The sequence below is a fragment of the Novosphingobium sp. DS6-6 genome (assembly GCF_057784975.1).
Genome location: NZ_JBYNTS010000005.1, coordinates 178,803 through 199,200, shown reverse-complemented (window position 1 = coordinate 199,200; position 20,398 = coordinate 178,803). Strand labels below are relative to the sequence as shown.

General features: G+C 65.3%; 34 protein-coding genes. 12 read left to right on the top strand and 22 right to left on the bottom strand.

Annotated elements, in window-relative coordinates; all coding sequences use genetic code 11:
* Positions 1 to 2: 2 nt before the first annotated feature.
* From AC3EDY_RS08335 to AC3EDY_RS08230, 22 genes are all read right to left on the bottom strand, one after another.
* The gene (locus AC3EDY_RS08335; RefSeq protein WP_488572021.1) at positions 3 to 371 is read right to left on the bottom strand and encodes a helix-turn-helix domain-containing protein; all 369 of its coding nucleotides are present in this window, start codon (positions 369 to 371) and stop codon (positions 3 to 5) included.
* A 296-nt stretch (positions 372 to 667) separates the two neighbouring features.
* Entirely contained in the window at positions 668 to 898 is a 231-nt protein-coding gene (locus AC3EDY_RS08330) for a P-loop NTPase family protein (protein WP_488572020.1), read from the bottom strand.
* A gap of 28 nt (positions 899 to 926) precedes the next feature.
* A complete protein-coding gene (locus AC3EDY_RS08325) occupies positions 927 to 1,286 on the bottom strand; it encodes a hypothetical protein (protein ID WP_488572019.1) in 360 nt (119 codons plus the stop codon).
* Positions 1,287 to 1,333: 47 nt separating this feature from the next.
* Positions 1,334 to 1,912, bottom strand: a complete 579-nt coding sequence (locus tag AC3EDY_RS08320; protein WP_488572018.1) for a hypothetical protein — start codon at positions 1,910 to 1,912, stop codon at positions 1,334 to 1,336.
* Complete coding sequence (locus AC3EDY_RS08315; protein WP_488572017.1) at positions 1,909 to 2,988, bottom strand: hypothetical protein; 1,080 nt, start codon at positions 2,986 to 2,988, stop codon at positions 1,909 to 1,911. Before AC3EDY_RS08315 ends, AC3EDY_RS08320 begins: the two co-directional genes overlap by 4 nt.
* Positions 2,989 to 3,006: 18 nt before the next feature.
* The gene (locus AC3EDY_RS08310; protein WP_488572016.1) at positions 3,007 to 3,228 is read right to left on the bottom strand and encodes a hypothetical protein; all 222 of its coding nucleotides are present in this window, start codon (positions 3,226 to 3,228) and stop codon (positions 3,007 to 3,009) included.
* Complete coding sequence (locus AC3EDY_RS08305) at positions 3,225 to 3,482, bottom strand: DUF2312 domain-containing protein (protein ID WP_488572015.1); 258 nt, start codon at positions 3,480 to 3,482, stop codon at positions 3,225 to 3,227. The genes AC3EDY_RS08310 and AC3EDY_RS08305 overlap by 4 nt, the downstream gene beginning before the upstream one ends.
* Entirely contained in the window at positions 3,479 to 3,853 is a 375-nt protein-coding gene (locus AC3EDY_RS08300) for a hypothetical protein (protein ID WP_488572014.1), read from the bottom strand. The genes AC3EDY_RS08305 and AC3EDY_RS08300 overlap by 4 nt, the downstream gene beginning before the upstream one ends.
* Positions 3,850 to 4,092, bottom strand: a complete 243-nt coding sequence (locus AC3EDY_RS08295) for a hypothetical protein (protein ID WP_488572013.1) — start codon at positions 4,090 to 4,092, stop codon at positions 3,850 to 3,852. The genes AC3EDY_RS08300 and AC3EDY_RS08295 overlap by 4 nt, the downstream gene beginning before the upstream one ends.
* On the bottom strand, positions 4,089 to 4,811 hold the full coding sequence (locus AC3EDY_RS08290; RefSeq protein WP_488572012.1) for a hypothetical protein: 723 nt from the start codon (positions 4,809 to 4,811) through the stop codon (positions 4,089 to 4,091). Before AC3EDY_RS08290 ends, AC3EDY_RS08295 begins: the two co-directional genes overlap by 4 nt.
* Positions 4,808 to 5,191, bottom strand: a complete 384-nt coding sequence (locus AC3EDY_RS08285; protein ID WP_488572011.1) for a DUF4326 domain-containing protein — start codon at positions 5,189 to 5,191, stop codon at positions 4,808 to 4,810. The genes AC3EDY_RS08290 and AC3EDY_RS08285 overlap by 4 nt, the downstream gene beginning before the upstream one ends.
* A gap of 55 nt (positions 5,192 to 5,246) precedes the next feature.
* Complete coding sequence (locus AC3EDY_RS08280) at positions 5,247 to 5,441, bottom strand: hypothetical protein (protein ID WP_488572010.1); 195 nt, start codon at positions 5,439 to 5,441, stop codon at positions 5,247 to 5,249.
* Positions 5,428 to 5,745, bottom strand: coding sequence for a DUF6948 domain-containing protein (locus tag AC3EDY_RS08275; RefSeq protein WP_488572009.1), 318 nt, complete (start codon positions 5,743 to 5,745; stop codon positions 5,428 to 5,430). The genes AC3EDY_RS08280 and AC3EDY_RS08275 overlap by 14 nt, the downstream gene beginning before the upstream one ends.
* A gap of 35 nt (positions 5,746 to 5,780) precedes the next feature.
* The gene (locus AC3EDY_RS08270; protein ID WP_488572008.1) at positions 5,781 to 6,062 is read right to left on the bottom strand and encodes a hypothetical protein; all 282 of its coding nucleotides are present in this window, start codon (positions 6,060 to 6,062) and stop codon (positions 5,781 to 5,783) included.
* The gene (locus tag AC3EDY_RS08265; protein ID WP_488572007.1) at positions 6,059 to 6,370 is read right to left on the bottom strand and encodes a hypothetical protein; all 312 of its coding nucleotides are present in this window, start codon (positions 6,368 to 6,370) and stop codon (positions 6,059 to 6,061) included. The genes AC3EDY_RS08270 and AC3EDY_RS08265 overlap by 4 nt, the downstream gene beginning before the upstream one ends.
* A gap of 4 nt (positions 6,371 to 6,374) precedes the next feature.
* Positions 6,375 to 6,809: a hypothetical protein gene (locus AC3EDY_RS08260; protein ID WP_488572006.1), complete on the bottom strand. Its 435-nt coding sequence runs from the start codon at positions 6,807 to 6,809 to the stop codon at positions 6,375 to 6,377.
* Between the two features lie 19 nt (positions 6,810 to 6,828).
* Positions 6,829 to 7,080, bottom strand: a complete 252-nt coding sequence (locus tag AC3EDY_RS08255; RefSeq protein ID WP_488572005.1) for a hypothetical protein — start codon at positions 7,078 to 7,080, stop codon at positions 6,829 to 6,831.
* Entirely contained in the window at positions 7,080 to 7,229 is a 150-nt protein-coding gene (locus AC3EDY_RS08250; RefSeq protein WP_488572004.1) for a hypothetical protein, read from the bottom strand. The genes AC3EDY_RS08255 and AC3EDY_RS08250 overlap by 1 nt, the downstream gene beginning before the upstream one ends.
* Positions 7,226 to 7,516, bottom strand: a complete 291-nt coding sequence (locus AC3EDY_RS08245; protein WP_488572003.1) for a hypothetical protein — start codon at positions 7,514 to 7,516, stop codon at positions 7,226 to 7,228. The genes AC3EDY_RS08250 and AC3EDY_RS08245 overlap by 4 nt, the downstream gene beginning before the upstream one ends.
* On the bottom strand, positions 7,513 to 7,878 hold the full coding sequence (locus tag AC3EDY_RS08240; protein WP_488572002.1) for a hypothetical protein: 366 nt from the start codon (positions 7,876 to 7,878) through the stop codon (positions 7,513 to 7,515). The genes AC3EDY_RS08245 and AC3EDY_RS08240 overlap by 4 nt, the downstream gene beginning before the upstream one ends.
* Before the next feature lie 141 nt (positions 7,879 to 8,019).
* The gene (locus AC3EDY_RS08235) at positions 8,020 to 8,211 is read right to left on the bottom strand and encodes a hypothetical protein (protein WP_488572001.1); all 192 of its coding nucleotides are present in this window, start codon (positions 8,209 to 8,211) and stop codon (positions 8,020 to 8,022) included.
* Positions 8,212 to 8,250: 39 nt separating this feature from the next.
* Positions 8,251 to 8,592: a helix-turn-helix transcriptional regulator gene (locus AC3EDY_RS08230; RefSeq protein ID WP_488572108.1), complete on the bottom strand. Its 342-nt coding sequence runs from the start codon at positions 8,590 to 8,592 to the stop codon at positions 8,251 to 8,253.
* A 104-nt stretch (positions 8,593 to 8,696) separates the two neighbouring features.
* Here AC3EDY_RS08230 and AC3EDY_RS08225 point away from each other — a divergent pair, with 104 nt between their 5' ends.
* The 12 genes from AC3EDY_RS08225 to AC3EDY_RS08170 all read left to right on the top strand — a co-directional run bounded on the left by AC3EDY_RS08225 (position 8,697) and on the right by AC3EDY_RS08170 (position 20,266).
* Positions 8,697 to 8,921, top strand: coding sequence for a helix-turn-helix domain-containing protein (locus AC3EDY_RS08225; protein ID WP_488572000.1), 225 nt, complete (start codon positions 8,697 to 8,699; stop codon positions 8,919 to 8,921).
* 2 nt (positions 8,922 to 8,923) lie between these two features.
* Positions 8,924 to 9,169: a hypothetical protein gene (locus tag AC3EDY_RS08220; RefSeq protein ID WP_488571999.1), complete on the top strand. Its 246-nt coding sequence runs from the start codon at positions 8,924 to 8,926 to the stop codon at positions 9,167 to 9,169.
* Positions 9,166 to 10,266 carry a DUF7146 domain-containing protein gene (locus tag AC3EDY_RS08215; RefSeq protein ID WP_488571998.1) on the top strand — a complete coding sequence of 367 codons (1,101 nt, stop codon included), beginning with the start codon at positions 9,166 to 9,168 and terminating at the stop codon, positions 10,264 to 10,266. Before AC3EDY_RS08220 ends, AC3EDY_RS08215 begins: the two co-directional genes overlap by 4 nt.
* Complete coding sequence (locus AC3EDY_RS08210; protein WP_488571997.1) at positions 10,263 to 10,874, top strand: hypothetical protein; 612 nt, start codon at positions 10,263 to 10,265, stop codon at positions 10,872 to 10,874. The genes AC3EDY_RS08215 and AC3EDY_RS08210 overlap by 4 nt, the downstream gene beginning before the upstream one ends.
* Positions 10,871 to 12,844 (top strand): hypothetical protein, encoded by a 1,974-nt coding sequence (locus tag AC3EDY_RS08205; RefSeq protein WP_488571996.1) that lies wholly within the window; start codon positions 10,871 to 10,873, stop codon positions 12,842 to 12,844. Before AC3EDY_RS08210 ends, AC3EDY_RS08205 begins: the two co-directional genes overlap by 4 nt.
* Positions 12,845 to 14,224: 1,380 nt before the next feature.
* Positions 14,225 to 14,866: a hypothetical protein gene (locus tag AC3EDY_RS08200; RefSeq protein ID WP_488571995.1), complete on the top strand. Its 642-nt coding sequence runs from the start codon at positions 14,225 to 14,227 to the stop codon at positions 14,864 to 14,866.
* Positions 14,866 to 16,401 carry a hypothetical protein gene (locus AC3EDY_RS08195; protein ID WP_488571994.1) on the top strand — a complete coding sequence of 512 codons (1,536 nt, stop codon included), beginning with the start codon at positions 14,866 to 14,868 and terminating at the stop codon, positions 16,399 to 16,401. The genes AC3EDY_RS08200 and AC3EDY_RS08195 overlap by 1 nt, the downstream gene beginning before the upstream one ends.
* Before the next feature lies 1 nt (position 16,402).
* Positions 16,403 to 16,627, top strand: a complete 225-nt coding sequence (locus AC3EDY_RS08190; RefSeq protein ID WP_488571993.1) for a hypothetical protein — start codon at positions 16,403 to 16,405, stop codon at positions 16,625 to 16,627.
* Positions 16,628 to 16,654: 27 nt separating this feature from the next.
* Positions 16,655 to 17,224, top strand: coding sequence for a hypothetical protein (locus AC3EDY_RS08185; protein WP_488571992.1), 570 nt, complete (start codon positions 16,655 to 16,657; stop codon positions 17,222 to 17,224).
* Between the two features lie 73 nt (positions 17,225 to 17,297).
* Entirely contained in the window at positions 17,298 to 18,947 is a 1,650-nt protein-coding gene (locus AC3EDY_RS08180) for a portal protein (RefSeq protein WP_488571991.1), read from the top strand.
* 1 nt (position 18,948) lies between these two features.
* The gene (locus AC3EDY_RS08175; protein WP_488571990.1) at positions 18,949 to 19,287 is read left to right on the top strand and encodes a Bbp19 family protein; all 339 of its coding nucleotides are present in this window, start codon (positions 18,949 to 18,951) and stop codon (positions 19,285 to 19,287) included.
* Positions 19,268 to 20,266, top strand: a complete 999-nt coding sequence (locus AC3EDY_RS08170) for a hypothetical protein (protein WP_488571989.1) — start codon at positions 19,268 to 19,270, stop codon at positions 20,264 to 20,266. Before AC3EDY_RS08175 ends, AC3EDY_RS08170 begins: the two co-directional genes overlap by 20 nt.
* The last annotated feature ends 132 nt before the right edge of the window (positions 20,267 to 20,398 follow it).

Genomic DNA, 20,398 nt, shown 5'->3' with positions numbered 1-20,398 from the left:
GGTCAGTCCCTTTCCGGGGCAGCGGGCGTGCCGAGCACGAGGCCCAGCTTGCGCCTGGCGGCGGCGAGCGCGGCGGCCTGTTCGGGCGTGCGTCTGGGCGGGCCGGCGTGGAGCGGCGGCTTTTCCTGCTGGGGGCTGCGGTTGGTGGCGAAAGCGGGGTGCAACTGGCGCTCGAGCGCGCGGCAGTGATCGGCGTGGGCGATCAGGACGCGGCACATCTTTTCCAGCACATCGTCATGCAGGCGGCGTTCGCCCTTGATCCAGCGCATGACGGATTTTTCGGTGACGCCGATCGCGCGGGCGGCGCTGCGGTGGCCGCCCAGGGCATCGACAGCGGCGGCGAACAGATTGCGTTGGGTATCGTTGTCCATCGGGACGGTCATCCTTATGCGACCATGGGCCGGCAGAGGCCGGCGCCGGGAGCGTTATGACTCGGAACGGGGGCGGCGGTCAATTGGGGGTGGTTATTGGTCGTGGGGTGCCTCAGGTCCATACAGCGGGTCTGGTTCGCTACCGTCGCTCGCGATCCAGTGCTCTGCGCTGAAATCTCCATCATCACAGAGGTTGCACTTGTCGTGCTCGATACGGGAGACCCAATCTGGCACGTCGGGAAAGCTTGCTCTCTGAAATTCAACCGACCGCTTGCACTTGCGGCAATGCAGAGAGATCATCGGTCTGCCTCTTTAAGGTTGACTTCGGCCATCGTGACGCGAGGCTTGTACATCTCAAACGCGCCATGCGTGTCTCCGAAGCCCATTGCTATTTCAGATCGAATGGCAGACGGATCGGCATGAACGACCTCAATCCCGATGGCCTTTAGTGCCACCATGATCTCAAGATAAACTGCCGATTTTCCGCTTCCAACAGGACCGCTTACTGTAACAATTACCTCACTCATAGGTTTGCCTTCTTAATGCTACGCGGGGTTAGAAAGGGATTTCGTCGTCGGTGAGATCGCGCGCGTCGCGCCAGCGTGAGACCGCGATCTGGCAGATTGATGGGCCGGCCTTGTTGGCGATATCTTCGAGCTCGTCCAAAGCCTGGGTCGATGCGGCGACGAGAGGGTTTCGCTCGATAACGGTGAACAGCCATTGATCGCGCAGGTGGCCGTTGCCGCAATGCCAATCGTGTTCGGGCGGATTGCCGGGCTTTTCTTGCTGGGGCTGACGCTCGCGCAGGATGTCGATCAGTGGGGCGTGCGCTTCCTGCGGAATCTCGATCCACATCGAGCCGCATATGACGCCAATGGTGCCATCGCCGCTTTCGGTGATGTGAAAATCCGACAAGTCAAGGCCGTTCGGGCTTTTGCGTGATGTGATCGAAAATAAGTTATTCATAGCGCAAGTTGCTCCTGCGGTTGGCCGCCGGCGCGGGCGGTGTGGACGTGGTGGACGTGATCCCACCATTGGCTGCGGGTTTCGGCTTCGGCTTCGTCGAGCGGATCGCGGCTCAAACCGGTGCCAAACGGCGGGCGGCGGGCGAAGGTATCATGCCAATCGAACCCTTCGTCGTAGATATCGGCCATGACGGCGAGGCGATCGGTCTGTTGGCGGGCGGCGACGGGATCGAGCGTGCCGGCGGCGATCCACCTGGGATAGAGCCGGGCGCGGCGATCGAGCTCGCGCGCGAGGCCGGCGCGGCGATCGGCCCAGGTGAAGCCCAGGGTGCGCACCTGCCAGGCCATGGGGGCGAGCGGCAAGGTGGCATGCCAATCGCGCCAGCGGCGCGCGTCGGCCGCCCATGCCTCGCACAGGCGCTGTTCCATGGCGGCGGCCTCGGCCGTCAAGCGCAGCTTGGCGATCATGCCGGGATAGGCGCGCTGGCGGGACTGCGCCTCGCGATCGATCTCGGCGATCACCTGATCGATGGTGACCGCGGGATAGCGGGTGCTGGGTGGATGGGGGGCGATCATGCGGGGCGAAGCTTGCAGAAGCGATCGGTGCACCTGTTGGCCTGATCGACAGTGCGCAGTGCCTCGCACTGATCGCACCAGCCCTTGCCGCTGGATCCGAACACCGGGGCGTTCGCGGACACGGAAGCCGGCTGCGCGGGGTGCGCCGGAACCGGAGGGGGCATATGCGATACGGTGACGGCCGGCGGTCGGGACGCGGCCAAAGGGGCCAGCGGCAGAGGCTTGCCCAGCACGGCCATGCGCAGCGAAGTGGCCACGGCGTTGATATGCGACAGGTGCGGATTGCGATCGCGCACCAGGTGGCCGGCCACGACCCAATCGTCGGGCTTCTTTGCGCCGATGGTGGCGATAATGGCATCGGCGCCGAGATCGCCTTCGCCCTGGCCGACGAAATCGAACAGTTCGAACAGCGCCTTGAGCAATGTGGCCGAGGGCCTGACCGGAACATCGGGATAGGCCGCGCGCAGGACGTTGAGCGCAAAGCGCACCGTGCTTTCGCCCTGAAGCTGGACGGCGCGCACCAGCATGGGCGCGCATTCGAGATCGCCAGCTTTAAAGCTCGCGGTGTTGTTCATCGTGCGGACCCGCCAACCGGCATCGTCGAGCAGCTGCTGCACGAGGCGCGCGGTGGGATCGCCGGCGGCGAGCTGGCCGTGGAATATCTGGCCCTGGGTGAGGCGTTGGCGACGCGTGTTGAGACCCACGAACGTCTTGGCTTCGGCCTGGTGATCGAGGCTGGAGAGGATCACGCAGGGCAGATAGGGCACGTCGCCGCGCGCCTTGGCGCCAGCAACGCGATGCTGGCCATCAAGCACCCAGAGCGTGCCATCGGCGCGGCGGCTGACCACGATGGGCTGGCATAGCGTCCAGTCCCAAGCCTTGATCATGCCATTAATGAGTTGGCGCGACGCCGCGCTATCGGTGGCGCGTTGATAGGTCGAATCGACCTGCAGGCGATCGACGGGAACCTGTTCAAGGCTGGGCGGCGCGCCCAACTGCGGGCCGCGGGCAACCGGGGTGCCTGGTTTGACGGCGATCGGGGCGGCTGCTGGCGGGGTGGCGGTCTGCGTTGCCATGCGGCAATCCTTTCCTGACTAGAGCGTTTCCAGTTCGGCCTCGAGCGTGGCCAGCTCGCGCTGGAGCATGGCGATTTCGCGGGTGCGCGCGGCGAGTAGCTGGCGAATCACGGCGCAGCGGCGGTTGAGGCGGCGCTTGCGCAGGATACGGGCGGCGCGGATTTCGGGCGCGTGGGCGATGGCATCGGCCAGCCAGCCTTGCGCCTCGTCGCGCGTGCGTGTGGCGGCGCTGGCCATCATTCGAGCCCAACGGCGGATTTGTAGACATCGAGCACCGCTTCCATTTCGCGGCGCGCCTCGGGGTCCATCTTGCGCAGGGCGACGATGCGGCGCATGATCTTGGCGTCATAGCCGACGGCCTTGGCCTCGGAATAGACGTCGCGGATATCGTCGGCGATGCCCTTCTTTTCCTCTTCGAGGCGCTCGACGCGCTCGACCAGGAGTTTCAGGCGATTGTCATAGGCCTCGCCGCTGTTGTGGCCGGCGCGGGTCATGCGCTGGGCCCATCTGCAGATTCGGGCTGCGCGGCTGCGCGGGCGCGATCGATGCGCTCGATTTCGGCCACGATCAGGGCGGCGGCCTTGATCAGGTCGCGGCGGGGCGTGGTAAGCTTGAAAAAGCTGTCCGCCCACGGCCACAACATGCTGGCGCCAAAATGATCCGGCCCGAACGCTTTCGCGTCTTCGCGGTATGGTTCGGGAAGTCCGGCGTAAATCGCGTAGGTGCTGGCGGCATGGGCTAATGCGCCATGATGCTGTCGATCGTCGTGGGCCAGGTCATAGCCCTTCTGTTCGGCCTGGCGGGCACGTTCGTTGCGGATCTCGGCCAGGACGTCGATGGTGGCGGGGATGTGGATGCCGGTCATTGGCTGTCCCCCAGGTCGGTCACGCGGATGCGGTTTTCCGGTATCCAGTGGCCGTGCTGTTTGACCTGGCACTTGACCAGCCACGTGTAGCGCGTTTCGAAATCGGGCCAGCGCTGGCTGCACTGATACCGTTGCATGTAATAGCTGCCGGCGATCAGTGCCGCGATCAGCGCGAAGAATCCGCCAAATACGATTGTGAAAGCGATGGCGGTCGTCGCAAAATCTTGAAGTCTGTTCACAGCAGCGGTCCTTTCTCTGCGGGGAAAAGGTGGGAATAATCGGGATAGTCAGCCGCGCGCTCGAGCCGTTCGCGGGTGCCGGGGCCGATCCAGCGCTTGCGCGTGTCGTGCTGGCCGGGGCGCCAGATGAACGCGCTGTAGGCGGTGGCGCTGCTGGCGCGGCGGGGCTGGCCGGCCTCGTCAAGATTGAACGGATCGGGAGCGCCGTTCCTGATCAGGCGGCCCTTGAGCATGACGATGCGTTCGCTGAAAGCGATCTGCCAGGTGGGCGCGCGATCGGGGGCAAAGAGGCGATCATGGCGATCGCCGCCTTCATCGAAAGCCGTGCGGGCGATGGCCACGACGCCGCGGCGCGCCAGGCGCTGGGCACGCTCGATAAAGCGCACGCCGGCGTTGAATGGGGGATTGAGGAAAATCCAGTCGGGATCGTGCACCGGCAGGGGCGCGTGATCGTCAAGGAAATCGTAGATCGCGTGATCCTGGTTGTAGCGGAACACGTCGGTGGCATAGACCTGGGCGAAGTATTCGCGCATCGGCAGGACCATGTGGTTTTCGCCGCAGCACGGATCCCATGCGCGCTGGATTTCCAGCGGCTCGCCCTGGGCGACAAGGAATTCGCAGAGCGCGCGCGTGGCCCAGGGCTGCGTGGGGAAATAATCGAGCGAGTCTGGCGGCTCGATCCGGCGGGCCATGACGGCGGTGGAGCGATTGGCGGTCATGCGGCATGCCGATCGTATTCGGCATGGATAGCCGCCAGATCGATCAAGGTCTGGGCATGGCACCATGCGCTGTTGCCAGGGCACCAGCACGCAAGATCGCGGCCAGCAAGAGTATGCAGATTGAGCAAAACGCGCTCGCGCAGGCGGCTGAGCGCGTCGATCTCTGCGGGCGAGAAGTTCATGCGTTCAAGCGTGAGCGCGCCGATTTCCCCGGCAAGCCATCGCTGATGCAGAATGGTCGACTTGGCGTGGCCCCAGTGGCGATAGGCAAAAGGATTGCCCCACATGGTGGGCCGGCCGACATAGACGGCGTCATCGGGCAAGCGCGCGCCCTTGCGCCTTGACCGCTGGATGCGGCGCGGGTGGTGTTGATCTGTCATGAGAATCGTCCGGAGGGTTGAACCCTGGGGCGACGCCCCAGGGTTCCAAGACGGCTCAGCCGGAGCCGTCGCCGTCGCCGTAGCCGGAGCCGTCGCCGTCGCCGTAGCCGGAGCCGTCGCCGTCGCCGTAGCCGGAGCCGTCGCCGTAGCCGTAGCCGTCGCCGTAGCCGTCGCCGTAGCCGGAGCCGTCGCCGTAGCCGGAGCCGTCGCCGGACTGGTTAGCTCCGGCTGCCGCATCAGCGGGGCTCATAAGTCGGAGCCTGCGCGATCGACTGCGCAGCCTTTTCCGAACAGGCGATGATCTCGCAGTTTTCGGTGAGTACGATGTCGATCGGTGCGCCGACTTTGCTGGCCTTGTGATCAAGCCCCTGGGTTGCGACGCCGGACAGGAAAGCGCCGTTATCGGCGACCTTCCAGTACCAGAGCCGGCGGCTTTCAGTCAGCTCGCACTCCCGGCCGTCGCGGGATTTGAGCACGCCGGCGTGCACGCCCGCGTCACGGGTGCGGACAACGACGTATTTCCCGATCCAAGGATCGGTCTGCTGGTCAGCCATGGATAACTCCTTTGGTTGGCTGGTGGGAAAGACAGTCAGCGCAGAAGGCTAAATGTGAGGAAGGCGCATATGCTGGCGCCGGCGAGCAGCCAGGCGCCGGCGAGCAGCCAGGCGGCGGCGATGCGCATGGCGCGGCGATCGGCGGGGGTGAGCTGGGCGAGCCCGTCATCGGGATCGTGGCGCGCGGAGGGCGGCAGGGGCGCGTCGGGCCAATCGAGGGGGTAATCCTCGGTATAGGCGGGATCGTCGATCTCACGCGAGGCGGCGAGGCGCAGGTATAGTTCGCGCTGGGGGTGGTTGAGGCCGCGTTCCATCACCGGCCCTTTCGCGTGGCGAGAGTGGCGGCAAGCATGGCCTGCGCTTGGGTTGCCTGTTCGGCTTCCAAGTGTTCGGCCGCGCGCATCAAATGCTCGGCCAGCTGGCGCGCGCCCAGGGGCGTGTGATCGACATAGATCCCGGCGCGTTCGCAAAGCAGGACTAAGCGGACGTTTGCGCCATGGGTGCAGACGGCCAGTTGTGACGTGGGGCAGATGTGATGGCCCCTGTAGCTCGAGCAGGTATATTGCGTAGGAGCGATATCGGGATCAGGTTCTTGAAAATGGACGTAGGGCTTTTCAGCGCTCATGGCTTCACTCTCCGGGAAATTCCGCGTCGATGCGGTCGATCAGGGCCATGGCGAGCGCGGCGAGCACGGTGGCGTTGCGGCGGGCCAAGGCGGGCTTGTTGAACTGGATATCTTCGGTGACGCGCAGGCCGGCGCGGGCGAGCTGGCGGGCGAAATGCGCCAGGGGCAGCTTGCGATCGTTTTCGAGCGTGTGGCCGAAGCGGTGGATCTGGCGATGGCGTTCGGCCAGTATGGCTTCCATCGCGGCGACGGGGATATGATCGCCTTGCGTATGAAACACCGGGCCATGAAGCACCGGGCCATGAAGCACCGGGCCATGAAACACCGGGGCGGCCTGGTCGAGCTGCGTGGATGGGGTGGCCGCCCCGGTGCCCTGCCCCGTATCCGCGCCCGAAGGGCTCGATCCGGCCTGTGTTGCGGATAGGGGAAGCTGGGTCATCTGTGTTTCTCTTGAGGCGTCAAATCGCCGATGGCGGGAGGGGATCGCAGAGAACGTGGAAGAGGACGCGGCCGCCGGTGTGGCCGCGCAAGCTGGCCTTGGTGGCATGGCCGCCGTGGCGCCCGGGCGGGCCATAGCTGAACCGATCGCACTGGCTGAGCGGCAGGCGCCGGTGCCAGGTGGTGGCGGCCAGGGCGACGGCCTGGTGCCGCTCTATCAGCCGGAACGGCGGCACGATTTCGCGGCGATCGGGGGTGGGGCGGCGGGGCATCAGCCCAATGCACCGCTGGCGAGCGCCGCCATGAGCAGCTGACCCACCATTTCCATGGCCAGGTAGAGCGCCAGGATCAGCACCACGGCGGGGAGGCGATCGGCCGCGAGCATCGCGCGATCGGCGGCGTGGATCAGGCGGCGGATCATTGGACGGTGCCTTGCTGAGCAACAAGCGCCCGCTGGTGCGCACGGGAGACCGCCTGCGGCAAATGCTCGACGAATTTGCCGGTTACGTAGAGGCGCTGTTCGGAGCTTTGGATGCTGCCCAGCACCATAGAGAGAAGTTCGCCAAAAATGGCTGACGCATCTACGGCCGCTTCAACGAAGTCAGCGCCGGCACTTTCGCGATCTGACATGAATCGCATGAGGACATCGTTGAGATCGGAGCGGAGCGCCAGCATTTCCGGGCTGTACGGGTGGGAAGCCTCGCTCATGCCCGGCCCCCGGTGATCAGGCGCAGGTTGTGCGCGTTGGCGTCCATGCTGGCGGCGGCGGCGGCCAGGGCCTTGCGATCGAGGGCGGCGGCGGCATCGGGGGGAAGCCAGTCTTCGATCCAGGCCTCTACCGCGGCGCGGGGCCAGGTGCTGGACGCGGTGACCGCGCTGGTGAGCGCGCCGCCCTTGCACATGGCGGGCAGCGGCCGGGGAAAGGCGTGCTGTTCGATCAGCTGGGTGACATAGGCCACCATGCGGCGATCGCTGTAGTGGTGCTGGCCCAGCTCACGCCGGATAAACCAGAGATTGACAGTGGTGGCGCCGGGATCGTCTTCCGGCTGACGGGATGCGCGCGATGGCATGGGTGGCCTCCGTTGGGGATCAACGGGGCCTTTTTGTAACTTCCTATGTTACCTGTCAAGCGGCATTGTAACCTAAAAAGTTACATTGCCCATGCCGTCAATAGGCAGGCCTTGCACGCGGCCTAGGCGCCGTGCACGGCATCAATGGGAAAGCGGGCGGAGGATGAGCCAATAGATCGGCCAAATCTCGCCAAGGAAAAGCGAAGCCGGAACGATAATCATCCAGTTCCACCAGTTATAGATCACGCCATCAAAGAAGATCAGGAAAATCTGGGTAGCCGTGCTGGCAAGCAGGTGAACGGCAACGAGCGCATATTTGACAGGATCGGTCATCGCTTAACGGCCCCCTCGCCGTGCAGATGCTATTGGCCGCTATGCCGTATAGCGGCCATCATCGTCATTGGCCGGGCGAAACGGCGCGATGGTTTCAGCGACCTTCAATATCTTGTCCTGATCGTCTTTCGGTGCAGCGCGGAAGGTTTCCAGCAGCAGCTTTTCTTCGAGAGCAAGCAAGCCCGGATTATCGTCGCGCGACAACAGCTCTGCGATCGGCACGCCAAAAACCTCGGCCAGGCGGCGCATGAGGGAAAACGAGAAATCGCGGGTGCCGCGTTCCACACCGGAAATGTGCATCTTGGAGCAGCCGGCAAGATTGGCCAAGGCTTGCTGGGAAAGGCCGCGAGCGCGGCGCAGCTCGAAAACGCGGTTGGGCATGTCGGACATTGCCACGAAGAGTACAAGCGTTCCCATTGTGGAAAAAGTGATCTTCTAAGTTACATGGAATTGTCAAGCGTAACTTGTGAAGTTACGTAGGCAGCATGAGCAGCCAGACGATAACCTATAAGCTGCGCAACTGGCGCCGGCAGCATGGTCTTTCCCAGGCCGCCGCCGCGCGGCGCATGAACGTGGCGCGCCGCACGTGGCATCAATGGGAGCGAGGCGCCGTCATCCCGCGCGCCGAGCATATTCGCGCGCTGATGAACCTGACGTCCGGCGCGGTGGCGGCCGATGATTTCTTCGTTGATCGTCCGGACGCCGCCTAGCCATGAGCGCGGGGGGCGAAAACAGCTGGGACAAGCGGCCGGGCGCGCTCGAAGCGACGCGGGGGCTTGGCGCAGCGCCGATTGTGGCCGGGTATCACGATCGGGCCAGCGGGCAATGGTATGTCTGGCTCGCGATGATCAATCCATCGCATTATCTGCGCGCGGATGAGGCGCGGCGCCTGGCGGCGGCGATCCTGGAAACGGCCGACGCGATCGAAGGCCAGCATGCGGCGGAGGTGGCCGAATGAGCGCCACGCCCAGGACCGTGGCCGAGATCGAGCAGGAGCTGCGCGACAATGTGCTGTCGATCGCGCGGCAGTGCCTGCCCGGGGGGCGGGAAGAGGGCAATTATTATACCTGCGGCGATCTGCAGGGCGGCCCGGGCGGATCGCTGGTGGTCAATCTGCGCGGCGTGAAGCAAGGGCTGTGGCGCGATTACGCGGCCGACGTGGGCGGCGACATGCTCGACCTGATCGAGCAGACGCAAGGCCTGGCCGGCAAGGGCGCGGCGGTGGCCCTGGCTAAGGAATGGCTGGGGATCGACGATGGCTGGGGCGGTCGCGTTAACACGGTGAGCGCGGAAGAGCGGGAAGCCCGGGCCCGGCGCCTGGCGCAGATGCGCGCGGCGCGGCAAGCCGAGGCCAATGCGGCGCATGCCAAGGCGATCAAACAAGCGCGCGGGATCTATCTCAACCGCGAAGCCCGGGGCATCGCCGGCACGCCGGCGGAAGCCTATCTGATCGGGCGCGGCCGGCGGCCGGTGGGCGGGCGGTGGCCCGGCGCGCTGAAATACGACGTGGCCTGGCAGAAGGACACGAAGCGCAAGGAGCCGGCGATGCTGGCGCCGGTCTATCTGCCGACAGGCGCGCTGGTGGCGGTGCATCGCACCTATCTGCAGCCCTGCGCGCGGCGGGGGTGGACCAAGCTGGACGTGCCCAAGCCCAAGCTGGTGCTGGGCCGCGCCTGGGGCGGGTTCGTGCCGATCAGCAAAGGGGCGAGCGGCAAGAGCATGGCCAAGATGACAGCGGACGAGGCCGTCTATATGGCCGAGGGCATCGAGAAGTGCCTGGCCATTCGCGAAATACGGCCGGAATATCGGATCGTGGCCGGGGTGAGCCTGGGCAACATGGGGGCGATCGTCTTTCCGCGCCATGTGCGCCGCCTGGTGATCGTGGCCGATCGCGATGACAACGATCAGGCCATATCGACGCTGGAGCGCGCGGTGGCCGCGCAGCAATCGCGCGTGGGGGACGTGCGCCTGGTGTTTCCGCCGGCGCCCTACAAAGACATCGACGAATGGGTCGACGCGGCGCGGGCGCAGGCCGGCGGGGAGCGGGCGGCATGAGCGCGGGCATGTGGTTTCGCGCGAGCGCGCGGCGGGCGGCGATGCAGCCGCCGGCATGGCTGGGGCAGCGGCGCCGCCAAAGCGTGGAGATTTGGGGCAAGATCGTGGTGGGGCCGATCGGCGGCGCCATGGCATGCCCCTCTGACAAGTTACCCGTGGTGGGAAGTGAAACGGTCGACGCCAGGAGCGGCCGCGAAGGATCGGCAGCAGCAGTAACAAGCGGGGCCGCCACGGGTCCTTTCGGGGATGATACCCCTGCGAATGCCGATCAATCCTGGACCAATTCACCATTGCCTGTGGCGGTCCTCCCGTCCCCCGTCGTGGGCAAGCCTGGGCCGGCCGCTGTACCCCCTGCCGAACCGGCCCAGGCACCCCTTGCCCGCAAGCGGACGGCGCCGGCGGCGCGGCTGCCCCTGCCCCGGCACAGCGAGATGGAAGCCCGGGCCGCGCAGTGGCATGCGCTGGCAGAGCCGGACGAGTTGCACGTGCTGCCCGTGGTGGGCGAGGACGGCAAAGCATTCTGCTGGCGCTGTGACGCGCGGGTGCCGACCTGGTTCAGCCGCGATTGCATCAGCGGGGATTGCACCCTGCGGAAGGCGGGCCTGTGACCGCGCGGCCGCAGGATGACGACCCGATCGCGGCGATCGGCGCGGCGCTGGACAATCCGACGCCGGCGCCGGCGCTGGTCGACCAGGGCGAGCGGCCCGACGTGGACGGCGAAGGCGACGACGACAATGCCTGGCCGCTCGACGCGCCGGTGGTGCCGTTGGGGGCCTCGAGCGGGCTGGATGGCAGCCAGCGTTGCTATTACCTCAACACCAACGGCGAAATCGTGTCGCTCGAGGCCGGCAACAAGCACGGCAAGAACAACCTGGTTCATCTTTTCGGCGCCAAGGCGCGGTTCCTGGAAAGCCAGTGGCCGCAATATTCGAAGCCGGTCAAGCAACAGATCGGCGGCAAGTGGGTGGAAGTGGAGCCTTCGCGCATCGTGGGGTTCGACCAGGCCAGGGCGAGCCGCGCGATGATCATGGAATGCAGCCGGCGCGGGATCTTCGACCCTGCCGGGCGGCTGCGCGGGCGGGGCGCGCATCGCCTGACGGGCGGCGGGCTGGTGATCCATTATGGCGACGAGCTGGGCGTGTTGCAGCCGCGCGCGAATGGCGACCTGAAACCCCTGGCCTGGCATGGCACGGGCCTGCACGATCGGTTTGTCTATCCGGCGGGCATGCCGCTGCCCCGGCCCTGGCCCAAGAGCGTGCCGCCGACAGCAGCCATCACGATCGCCGAGTTGCTGCGCACCTGGAACTGGCGGCGGCCGGCGCTTGACCCGGTGCTGCTTCTAGGCGCGATCGGCCAGGGCTTCATCGGCGGGGCGCTGCCCTGGCGCAGCAACGTGTGGATCACGGGCGGGCGCGGCACGGGCAAATCGACACTGAACGGTCGGCCGGACGAAGGGCAGGGCATCATCGCCCAGCTGTATGGCGAGGCGATTTTCCGCACGGGCAACACCAGCGCGGCGGCGATTCGGCAGAGCCTTAAGAATTCGACCGTGCCGGTGATGATCGACGAGGCCGAGGCCAGCGGCGACAACCGCAAGATCACCGAAGTGGTGGAGCTGGCGCGCGTGGCATCGAGCGGGGACAAGATGCACCGCGGCGGGCAGGATCACAGCGCGCATGAATTCACGCTGCAATCGCCGTTCTGGTTCAGCTCGATCAACATGCCGCCGATGGAGGGCAGCGACCTTTCGCGCCTGGCGATACTCAACCTGCGGCCTTTCAGGGCGGGCACGCCGATGCTGGATTTCGGCAGGTATAACTTTCCCGACCTGGGCCGCCAGCTGCACCGGCGGATGATCGATGCCTGGCCGATCCTGGCGCAATGCAAGAGCGCCTATCACCAGGCGCTGGCGGCGGCGGGCCATGACGGGCGCGCGTGCGACCAGTTTGGCACGTTGCTGGCCTGTGCCTGGGTATTGCTCAACAACGAGCTGCCGGACGACGAGGACGTGCACGAGTGGACCGCGCTGTGCGCGCCGCAGCGCCTGGCCGAAGTTTCCGACGCGATCAGCGATGAGGAGGCGTGCGTCAACCGGCTGATGACCGAGCTGGTGCAGCCGCGGGGGCGGGACAGCCGGGAGGCGGTTTCCGAATTGCTGGGGCGCTGGCTGCAGGGCCGGACCAGCACGATGGCGGCGGTGGCGGGCGAGGACAAGGGGCTGTACCTCGAGCAGCTGGGCCTCAAGGTGGTCAATCCCAAAGCCAAGGGCGATGGGCGATGGGGGGCGGAATCATTCATGCCCTATGCCGCGCCAGGATACGTGGCGGTGGCCAATGCGCACCGGCAGCTGGACACGATCTTTTCAGGATCGCGCTGGCAAGGGGGCACCTGGCGGCAGACGCTGGCGCGCCTCGAGCATGCGATCCCCTCGGTGACGATCAGCTTTGCCGGGCATAAGATTCGCGCGGTGCTGGTGCCGCTGTATCACTTGATGGACGAAGCCGAATTGCCCGATCTGTGCCGCCGCGAGGCCGTGGCAGCGTGGATGGCAGAGCAGACCGGCGAGGCGGTGGCGTGATGTTAGGCGCGCCCCTGGCCTTGCCGCGCGGCGCAGCGCCGGGCCACGACGGCCCGCGCATGCGAGGCGGCCGGCGCGCAGCTGGGCACTGCGCGCCGGCCGTTGGTTGGTTAGGCGGCGCGGGTGAGGCACCCGTGCATTCTTCGACCTGTTGCGAGAGCATCTTGAGCGGCTTTTGTAGGTCCTGTTTTTATGTCCCACTGTATTGTGTCAACAGGGTTAGATCGGAGCGCATCGCAGCCGCCTCAAGCCTGCGCGCGATTGCAGCACCAGCCCGCGCGGAGCGGGCTGGTGCGGTGCGCAATCGCCTGCATTTCAACAGCCTAGCGCTGCGTGTGTTGCTTGGCTTGCCGGCGCGGGAAGCGCCTGGGCACGGCCGCAGCGGCGCCGCAGGCGCTGCGGTGCGTGGCCGTTCGCTCTGTCTCACCCCGGCCCGCTGCGCAGTGCATGGCGTGGCGATTCGCGCCCTGCCTCTTGCTTTGCCCTTGCCCCGGCCCGTTGACCATGCGAAAAGATTGGCACGCCATCTGGCCGACGCATTCGGGCTGGGGGCGCCAGTTGCAAGCGCAACTGCCGTGCAACCGCGTTGCAACTGGCAAGCGCCTGTTTTCTCACAACAATTTTTGCCAGTTGCGCAGTTGCGCGCCTTCCTCACGCGCGATGCGCACGTGTGCGTATACGCGTGCACACACATGCACATGCGCGCGCGTGTCGCTGCAACTCTGCAACCGTGTATATTTCGTTATGTATATCAATATGTTATTGGTTGCATCGTGGTTGCAGCGCAGTTGCAAGCGCAACTGGCAGCGCAAAGGCCCGATCGCGGCCCGATCTGTAGCGCCGCGCGGAATATTTTGGCGGCCGGATATCGCCGTGGCTCGATCGCCAGGCATCGTGGCCTTGCCGACAAGGCGCGCAGCACCGTTTTGGGGTGGAGGGCGGGCGAAAGTTTTGGCGTTTTCGGCCTGGCGGCCGGGCCGATCGGGGCTGCGGGCGGTGGCCTGGGCGCCTCGAGCGCGGCGATCGGGGGCTGCGGGCTAAGTGATGGAATTCAGGCGGTTTTGCCGGGGCGCTGCGCGCGTGTTGGAAGGGTGATGTTGGAACGGTGCCGGCAAGGCACTGGCATCTTTGGACTTTCCGGCATGGGTCGTAAGCCTGTCAGGCTGAACGGGGCCGCGCGGCCGATCGGGGCCGAGGCCCCCCCCTATGCCCCCATTCGCGGCGGCCGAGGTCCCGAGCATGCTGGCGCGCTACCGTGCCGGAATTTGGATCGGCATCGGGGGCCGGCTGGCCCGATGACCTTGCCGACCATGGCCGGAAAGCGCCCTGAACCTTGGATGGCAAGGCGGGTCGGGGTTGGGGAAACGGCCGGTGGTTGGGATGCAGCGGCGGGCCGGGGTTGGGGTGGTGGCCTGGCGCGCTGCCAGAATCGTCACGCTAGAGGGGGCGCCAACGATGTCAACTGAAAGCGGCGACAAGGCTGTGGTCAAAGAGATGGTCGACCAGGCCAAGGCCCTGCTGGCCGAGGCGGCCGAACAGGAAGAGCAGTTGAACCTGCTGGAACCGTTGACGGCTGACGACATCGATGCTGCGCGCGAACGGTTGGGCGAGGGCGCCGGCAAGGTTGCCGTGCTGCGCGAAGCCAGGCGCGGGCGCGGCCGGCCGAAGGGAGTGCAGAACCGGCGAACGCAGGACTTCCGGCGGTATCTGATGCAGTTCGGCCAGCATCCCGCGATCACGCTGATGCAGATCCATAGCACGCCGCCCGAAGAGCTGGTGGCGCAATCGTACATGATCGACAGCTCCAAGCGGCAAATGTCGCTGCACGATGCGCAGAGCCTGCGCGTGCGGTGTGCCGAGGCGCTGTTGCCCTACTTCGAGAGCAAGCAGCCGGTGGCGGTCGATGCGACGATCCGCGGCGTGATGGTGGTTGAGGAAATCAGCAGCGGCCAGGCCGGCCCCGTGGTCACGATCGACGGTGAGCCGCTGGGCATAATGCCGTTTCGTGAGGATCAGGACTGATGGACATGGAAATTCGCCGGCTGAATTCGCCTGGCCCCGTGTCGGACCGCCTGCTGCTGTCGCGGGCGTTCGTGCAGATCGCGATCGGGCCGGTGGGGTCTGCCAAGACGATGACCTGCCTGCGCAAGCTGCGCCGGATCGGGATGATGCAGGGTGGGCGCCGCGATGCAAAGGGCGTGATCCGCCGGCGCGCACGAGTCGGCGTGATCCGCGAAACCTATCCGAACCTGGAAAAGAACACGCTGCCGAGCTGGTTTCGCATCCACGCCCAAAGCGATGGCGATTTCACCTGGAAGGCGCCCTATACGCATAAGCTGACATTGATCCTGGGCACCGATCCGGTCACCAGCGAGCCCAACGACGTCTGCCATTTCGAAATCGAATTTCGTGCGATCGGTGATCGGTCGGTCGAAGAAGCCTGCCGCGGGTGGGAAGTCAACGCGGTGATGATCGACGAGGCGGATCTGCAGCCCGCCGATCTTCTATCGTTCCTGTCAGGCCGTGTTGGCCGATTTTCAGAGCTTGATCCCAAGCTGGTGGTCGATCCGACGATCATCATGGCGCTCAACGCGCCGTATATCGATAACTGGATATATCCGCTCGCCTATGAAAACGACTTTGCCGACCTGTTCGATGCCGAGCTGGTCGAAGCTCTGCAGGGCCGCCCGCTGATCGAAGTGTTCATCCAGCCTGGTGGGCGATCACCGGCCGCCGAAAACCTGCACAACCTGCCCAAGGGCTATTACACGATCCAGGCGGCGCTGAACAAGCATCGGCCCGATTACGTGGCGCGGATGATCGACAACCGCCCGGTGCCGATGCAGCACGGGCAGCCGGTCTATCCGCAGTTCGATTTCGACCGGCACGTGCGCAAGATCGAGTTCGATCCGCGGCGCATGCTGGTGATCGGCTTCGACCAGGGCCTGTTCGCCTCGGCCGTGGCCTGCCAGCGCACGGCGGAAGGCTATTTCCGATCGCTGCGCGAGGCGGTGAGCTTCCTGGAGGCGGGAAAGACGCTGCGAAAGATCGGGCCAACGGCGTTTGGCCAGATGGTGCGGGCAATGATGGCCGAGCATTTTCCCGATGTCGATCCCGATCGCGTGCGCTTCGTGGGTGACCCGGCGGCCTGGCGGGCCAGCGACAATGAGGACAACGATCGCGACTGGATCCGCGCGTTCGAAAAGGCGCTGGGCCACAAGGCGCACAAGGCCAAGACGAACCGGCAGGCGCTGCGCCACGAGGCGATCTGGAAAGCCCAGGCCGACCATGACGGCTATGCCGTCGACCCGGCGTGCAAGCACCTGATTCGGGGGCACCTGGGCGGTTACCGCTATCGCGATGCGGACATGAAGGCCGGCGAAACACGCGGCCATCTGGAAGTGGCCGACACGATCTACACGCACGTGTGCGACGCGGAACAGTATGCCGGCGTCGAGGGCGAGCACGTGATTTCGGACATTCGCGGGCGCCCGCGCGGCACGGGCCAGCCCATTATCAACGATGCGGATTTTGACGTTTTTTCAGGAGGCTATTGAGATGCAACTGATTGGTGCGGTGGCAAGCATATTCGGCCTGGGCGGTAAAAGCCAGCAAGTGACGTACGATGCGCCGAAAACGGTGACGCGCGACGATGCAGCGAGCGAGGTTGCGGCCAACGATGCGCTTGCCCGCCGGCAGGGCAGCGCGGCCGATCTGCTGACCGGCTCGCGCGGGGCCGAGGCTGCGACGGGTTCGACCGGCAAGCTGGTGCTGGGCAACTGATTTTCAACGGAAGGAAAGGCGAAGGACATGAGCGAAGAAACTATTGAGCAGGATGGCGCGGGCGATCAGCAGGCGGGACCGACCGAAAACGGCGCGGGCGATGCCCCCGATCTGGCGGCGATCAATTCCGACCTGGAAGCCAAGATCGATGCGCTTGAGGAAGAAAATCGCAAGCTGGCGGCAGAGCGCGACGAATTGCAGGCGAAGCTTGCCGCGCAGGACAGTGCGCCCAAGGCAAAATCGGCCAAGGCGCCCAGCGTTCGAAAGATCGGCGAAACCGATGGCGAGCCGTTGGCGCCGCTCGAGCTGCTGCAACTGGTGCGCGCGGCCGACAAAGTGGAAGTAGCGTTCAGCGACGGCAAGCGCGAGCTGAGCATTCCGGCGCGCGTCATCACCGGTGATGCCTGGTCCGTGACGGTGGCCGGGCTGCAATTGCGCGGGGTTGACATCGAGCTGACCGGCGCCGGCGGCTTGGTCGAGATCGTGGGTTATGGCCTGCTGCTCGATGGCAAGCTGATGGCGTACCGCAAGCGGATGTCCCCCCTGCGCATCGCCCCGGGTTCGAAAGTGAGCCTGGCGGGGGATATCGTTTTCTGACGTGAAAACACGACACACCCACTCTGCCCAGGTGGAGCGGGATTATCTGATATCAAATTGAAAGGCGGCGTTCATGGACGAGAAACTGCAGGATGAAGATATGGCCAAGGCCGATATCCGCGATCATGAGCGCCGCCGGAGCGAGCGGTCACCGTGGGAAAGTACGTGGCGCCAGATCGATGACCGGTTTCCTGACGGGGCCGGCGGATTCAACAAGACGAGCCCGGGCGCGATCCGTGGAGAACAGAATTTCGATTCGACGCATATCACCGCCAATGAGCGGTTTGCCGCCGCTGGTGTGGCCATCACGACGCCCGCCGAAAAGGATTACATCAAGCCGCGGTTCGCCGATGCGGAGCTGATGAAAATCCGCGCGGTGCAACTGTGGTGCGAGAACGCGGGCAAGCGGCTCTATGCCATTCGCCATGCGGCGCGGACCGGGTTCGGCATTGCCGCCAACGAGGATTGGGACCAGCTGGGCCGCTATGGCACGAGCCCGTTCTGGACCGATGTAAAGCCCGACGGCACCGGATTGTTCTATCGCGTGCTGCATCTTTCGGAATGCACGATCGACGTGGACTATGCAGGCGAAGTCGACACGATCGATCGTCGCTATGTGCGCACGGTGGGGCAGATCGAAAGCTTTTTTGGCAAAGACGCGCTCACGCCCAAGATGCTCAAGGCGCTGGAGGAGAACAAGCCGGAGACGGAATTCGAAATCCTGCACGTGGTGGCGCCGAACCGGAGCTGGGACCGCGAAAAGCTGGACTGGCGCCGGTTCCCGATCGCCTCGCGCTATCTGGCGATGGACGAAAAAATCTATCTGCGGCGCAAGGGCTATCACACCAGCCCCATTTCGGTTTCGCGGCACATGACCAGCGCGGGCGAAAAGTACGGCCGATCGCCGAGCATCAAGATGCTGCCGACGATCCACGGGCTGAATGCTATGAAGCACACGACGCTGCGCGCGGCGCACAAGGCGGTCGATCCCGCGCTGCTGTTCAACAACGAGGATGGCATCACGCGCCTGGCGACGAAGCCGGGCGGCATGAACCCGGGCCTGGTCGACGAAATGGGACGGGCGCGCGTGGCGCGCATGCCCGGGGGCGAAAACGGCATTCCGATCACGATCGAAATGATGGAGGCCGAGCGGCGCGAGCTGCGCACCCCTTACCTCGAAGAGTTCTACAAGATCCTGACCGACCCCAATTCACGGATGACCACGACGGAAGTGCTCGAGGTGATGTCGAAACAGGGCATCCTGGTGCGGCCGTTCGCGAGCCGGTATGAAACCGAAAAGCAGAACCCGGTTTCGCAGCGCGAGCTGGACCTGGCGATCCGCTGGGGCCAGCTGGAAGACTTTCCGCCCGAAGTGCGGGAAGCCGGCGCCTGGCCGATCGTGGAATACGAGAACATGCTGGCGGCCATGGCCCGCGTGGAAAGCACGGCAAAGACGTTGCGGTTCATTGAGGCGATCACGCCGATCGCCCAGGTCGATGGCGGCGCCGTGTACGATTACCTGGATACCGATGAGATGATCCCTGGCATGGCCGAGGAAATCGGCGTCAAGCCGAGGTATATTCGCGACCTCAAGGGCGTGCAGCAGATCCGCCAGGCCCGTGCCGAAAAGGAACAGCAGGCGCAATCGGCCGAACAGATGCAGGCCGCGGCGGATGCCTATCAGAAAATCGCCAAGGGCAACCAGTTGAGCGAGGCGGCGTGACATGGCGGTGACGGCGGCAAACCAGCTGCGGCACCGGGCGATCATGCTTTCGCGATCGTTCAAGGAACTGTTCGCGGGCGCGATCCCCCGGCGCTGGATCTACAACTGGCTGTTTCGCGGGGAGAACGGCGAGCTGCGCGCGGTGGGCGAGCACGTGCTGGCCGACCTGCGCGAGTTCTGTTTCCTGGAGCACGGCACGATTTTCGACACAGAACCGCTGATCATGGCGCGGCGCGAGGGACGCCGCGAAGTGGCGATGCGGATCATAAACATGCTCAACCTGGACGAAGCGACCGTTCAAAAACTCATGAGGCTTGACGATGGACTTTCAGAATTCTGACAGCGGCGCTGCAGGCGCCAGCGGTGGAGCGGATTTTTCGGGCGTTTTCGGTGGCGGCGATGGCGGCAGTGGGGCGGGCGGCAATGGCGGCGGCGTCCAGGATGGCGGCGGTGATGGCGGCCTGGGCGGCCAGGGCGGCGATGGCGGCGCGGCCGATCCCGACTGGTATGCGCAACTGCCATCGGAGCTGGGCGAAGGCGAAAGCGCGAGCCTGCGCGATCGGGTAAAGGCGGCCGGGGTCAAGGATATCGGCACGCTGGCCAAGCGGTTTTTCGATACCCAGCGCGCTTTGCATGACAGCGGGCGGATCAAGATCCCCGGCGAAGGGGCGAACGCGGAGGAAATTGCCACGTATCGCAAGGCGATCGGCGTGCCCGACGATGCCAAGGGATACGAAGTGCCCGTGCCAAAGGGCGCGGATGGGCAACCGCTGAAAGGGCCGGATGGCGAGCCGGTGAAGCTGAACGCGCCGTTGCTGGAACGGCTGGCCACGGTGGCGCACCAGGCCGGCGTACCTAAGGCGGCCTATGACGCGCTGGTGCAGGATTTCGTGCAGGCGCAGCTTGAAGAGCTGGGCCAATCGGATGCCAAGGCCCAGCAGGAGGCCCAGGCCAAAGTGACCGAGTGGGGGCGCGATGCGCCGGCCAGGCAACAGGACGTGAACCGCGGCCTGGCGGCGCTGGGACTGACGCGTGACGAAGCGCTTTCGGTTCGATCGGCGCTTGGCGCGGGGCGGGCGATGGATATCTTTCAGAAGCTGGGTTCCGGCCTGGCGGAAGACGTGATGATGGCCAGCGGCGGCGGGGCGCAGCGATTCGGCATTTCTGCCAGCGAGGCGCAAGCGTACCTCGACAGCGTGAAGAAGGACATGGCGCTGGGGGCGAAAGTCATGGTTCCGGGATCGCCGGAAGCGGCCCGATACAACCGCGCGATCGAGGCTGTCGCCGCCGAGCAGGAGCGCAAGATGCGGATGGGCTGAAAAGCCACTTGACGCCAAGCCTGCCATGAATCATTTTTGCGCGCATTCGAAACGGGAGGGGTTTGTCCCCCTCCCGGAGTAGATCGAAGTCCCGGACTCGCCGAAACCGGCCCTGGGCCCCGCTGTGGAGAC